Genomic DNA, 3,068 nt, shown 5'->3' with positions numbered 1-3,068 from the left:
TACCGAGCCCCTGGACGCGGATCATCTGAACGACTTGCAGCTTGAAGCTCGCGTCAAAGACTCTTCGGGTTGATTTCGTCACGTTTACTGTCCAACTGATTTTCACCCATCGGAGTGTGCGAATTCATTAGACCAGGACAGTCTTTTGCGGCGCGGCATTGGCACAAAGCACAACCACCTTGGCATCGGCAGCCACTCTAGTGCAAGACGGTCCTACACCCTTCCCCAAAGACTTCAAAGACTGGCCGGGCAAGGGTGCCATACGGGTGTTTGGCTGGATGAACGACAACCGCAAGAGCTTCTGGCAAGAGCGTGAGCGCAAGCAGGGTAGCGTGGTGTTTGCTGGCGACTCGCTGGTCGGTGGTTGGAGTAGCTTGGCCAAAGATCTGCCCGGTTTGCCGGTGGCCAACCGGGGCATCGGCAGCGAAACCACTCGTGGTTTGCTGTTTCGCTTTCAGGAAGATGTGCTCGACCTGCACCCTAAAGCCATTGTCTTGTTGACCGGCTCCAATGACCTGAGTGCTTTGCAGGACGTGCAGCAAAGCCGGAGCAATATTGTTGACATGTTGGACAAGGCTGAGAAAGCCATGCCCGGTGTTCCTATCGTGCTGTGCACCGTGCCGCCGCGTAACCATCCACAGTCTCCGGTAGACCCGCGCCAGGTGATCGAACTTAATAAGCTCATAGCGTCGGTGGCCCAGAGCCGCAAGAACGTCGCGATGTTAGATGTTTACATGTTGTTGGTCGACTCGGACGGGTCACCCCATGCCGAATACTTTGGTCCAGACAAACTGCACATGTCCCCCCTGGGTTACCTGCGCATTCGCGATGCATTACTGCCGGTACTGAAGCAATTCAATCTAGGCTGAATCCCACCCGTGGCATTTACCTCCCCGATCTTCATTGCGTTTATTGCAGCCGTCGTGCTGCTTTTTAATGCAAGCAACCAACCCATGGTGCGTAGCACCGTTTTGCTGGGTGCCAATGGCGTGTTCATTTGGTACTACATCAACAGTGCTATCCAGCTACTGCCATTGGCGGTATTTTTGCTAGTCTGTTACGGGCTGATTGAGGTGGTGCGGCGCAGTCGTTCTGCGCCCAGCCTGTGGCTTGGCCTAGCTGTTGCCATCACCGCATTCATTTATCTGAAGAAATTCAGTTTTCTGGATGCGTCCTTACTGCTGCCGTTTCCCTACCTGATCATTGGTTTGTCTTACGTGCTGTTTCGCGTGCTGCACCTCATGGTCGATGCCAAGCAGGGCGAATTGGCGCGCCCGGTATCGTTACTGCATTTTTTCAACTACACCTGTAACTTCTTGACCTTTGTGGCGGGGCCGATCCAGCGTTACCAGGACTACATGCGCTCCAAAGACCAGGCCTTGGTACTGGACGAGGGCAGGGTGTTCCGGGCCTTTGCACGCGTGATTTTGGGTTTTGTGAAAGTGGGCGTGGTTTCGGCCATCTTCAAATATCTATTCGACAGCCTGTCGGAGCGGGTGCTGGACACTGCGGCAAACCCGGCGTGGCCCTTGTTCTGTGCACTGTATGTAGCCGCAGCCGTGTGCTACACGGTCTACCTGTACGCCAATTTTGCGGGCTACATGGACATAGTGATCGGTGTCGGGGAGCTGATGGGCATGCAACTGCCTGAAAACTTTAACCGCTCTTTCCTGGCGCGCAGCTTTCTCGACCTTTGGTCGCGCTGGCACATGAGCCTGTCGGATTGGTTCAAAACCTATGTTTTCAACTGAACCGCCCCGGGTTTTGTGGAGGCCAGTTGGTTTAAGTCAGGCCGCCACAGTGGTGGTCTGATTGGCGAGTTGCCGGTAGTAGTTTGCCTCAGCTTCAGCAGGTGGTATGTATCCGATGGGCTCCAGCAATCGATGGTGGTTGAACCAAGACACCCATTCCAGCGTGGCGAACTCCAGAGACTCCTTGGTCTTCCACGGTGCGCGACGGTGGATCAACTCGGCCTTGTACAGGCCATTGATGGTCTCTGCCAGGGCGTTGTCGTAGCTGTCGCCCTTGCTGCCCACCGAGGGCGCGATGCCAGCCTCGGCCAGTCTCTCGCTGTAGCGGATGCCGACGTATTGCGATCCCCTGTCCGAGTGATGGATCAGTGTTCCATCACGCTCGGGTTGCCTGGCGTACAGCGCCTGCTCCAGCGCATCCAGCACGAAGTCCGCTCGCATCGAACTGCTCACCCGCCAGCCCACGATGCGCCGGGCGTACACATCGATCACGAAGGCCACATATTGCCAGCCTTGCCAGGTCGAGACGTAGGTGAAGTCCGAAACCCAGAGCTGGTTTGGCCGGTCCGCCTTGAATTGCCGGTTGACTCGGTCCAACGGACAGGCCGCCTTGCGGTCACTGACAGTGGTGCGCACCACCTTGCCCCGCATGATGCCACGCAGTCCCAGCCGGCGCATGAGCCGCTCGACCGTGCAGCGTGCCACGACCGTGCCTTCCCGTCTCAATTGCTTCCAGACCTTGTCGGCACCGTACACCTGCAGGTTGCCCTGCCAGACACGTTCGATCTGGGGTGTCAGTTGCGCATCGCGCTTGGCCCGTTGGCCCAGCCGCGTGGCATCGCGCTGTTGCGCTCGATACCGCCGGTAGCCAGATGGGGCGATCTGCAGTACCTTGCAGATCGGCTCGACCCCATGTGTGTGGCGGTGTTGGTCGATGAAGCCTCTCAAGACTTCAGTCGGCGGTCGAGCTCCGCCTGAGCAAAAAAAGCACTCGCCAGCTTCAGAATTTCGTTGGCTCGGCGCAGTTCCTTGACTTCGCGCTCCAGCGCCTTCACACGTTCGTGCTCGGACGTGGTGGTGCCTGGCCTCGTTCCCGTATCCACTTCATCGCGTTTGACCCACTCGTTCAGAGTCTGGGGCACGCAGCCGATCTTGGGGGCGATGGATTCGATGGCGGCCCACAGTGACGGGTACTCGCCTCGGTGCTCCTGCACCATGCGCACTGCGCGCTTACGCACCTCAGGGGAAAACTTGTTCGACTTCATGGCTCAATCCTCTCAGAGATTTGAGCCTCCTCAAAACACGGGGCGGTTCAGT

Annotated in this window: 3 protein-coding genes and 1 other annotated feature; of the genes, 2 read left to right on the top strand and 1 reads right to left on the bottom strand. The window is 57.6% G+C overall.

Annotated features, from left to right (window positions below):
- Positions 1-179: 179 nt before the first annotated feature.
- On the top strand, positions 180-869 hold the full coding sequence (locus Q0T48_RS19880) for a GDSL-type esterase/lipase family protein (protein ID WP_295960138.1): 690 nt from the start codon (positions 180-182) through the stop codon (positions 867-869).
- Between the two features lie 84 nt (positions 870-953).
- Positions 954-1,751: an MBOAT family O-acyltransferase gene (locus Q0T48_RS19875; RefSeq protein ID WP_295960135.1), complete on the top strand. Its 798-nt coding sequence runs from the start codon at positions 954-956 to the stop codon at positions 1,749-1,751.
- Positions 1,752-1,787: 36 nt separating this feature from the next.
- On the opposite strand, the gene Q0T48_RS19870 is transcribed toward Q0T48_RS19875, so the two are convergent.
- Positions 1,788-3,016 (bottom strand): IS3 family transposase gene (locus Q0T48_RS19870; protein ID WP_295960133.1). Its coding sequence is split into 2 segments (ribosomal slippage): positions 1,788-2,731 and positions 2,731-3,016, totalling 1,230 coding nucleotides; the frame shifts between segments, so codons are not numbered across the junction.
- Positions 2,625-2,741: a sequence feature (AL1L pseudoknot), on the bottom strand. It overlaps the preceding gene by 117 nt.
- Positions 3,017-3,068: the final 52 nt, after the last annotated feature.

The organism is Rhodoferax sp. (assembly GCF_025354435.1).
Classification (GTDB): domain Bacteria; phylum Pseudomonadota; class Gammaproteobacteria; order Burkholderiales; family Burkholderiaceae_C; genus Rhodoferax_B.
Note: the sequence above shows the minus strand (reverse complement) of the source record. Positions and strands in the feature narration are given on the sequence as shown.

Bases quoted from the DNA above. Each gene is read 5' to 3' on its own strand.
- Q0T48_RS19875 (WP_295960135.1), top strand. From the start codon at position 954: ATGGTGCGTAGCACCGTTTTGCTGGGTGCCAATGGCGTGTTCATTTGG.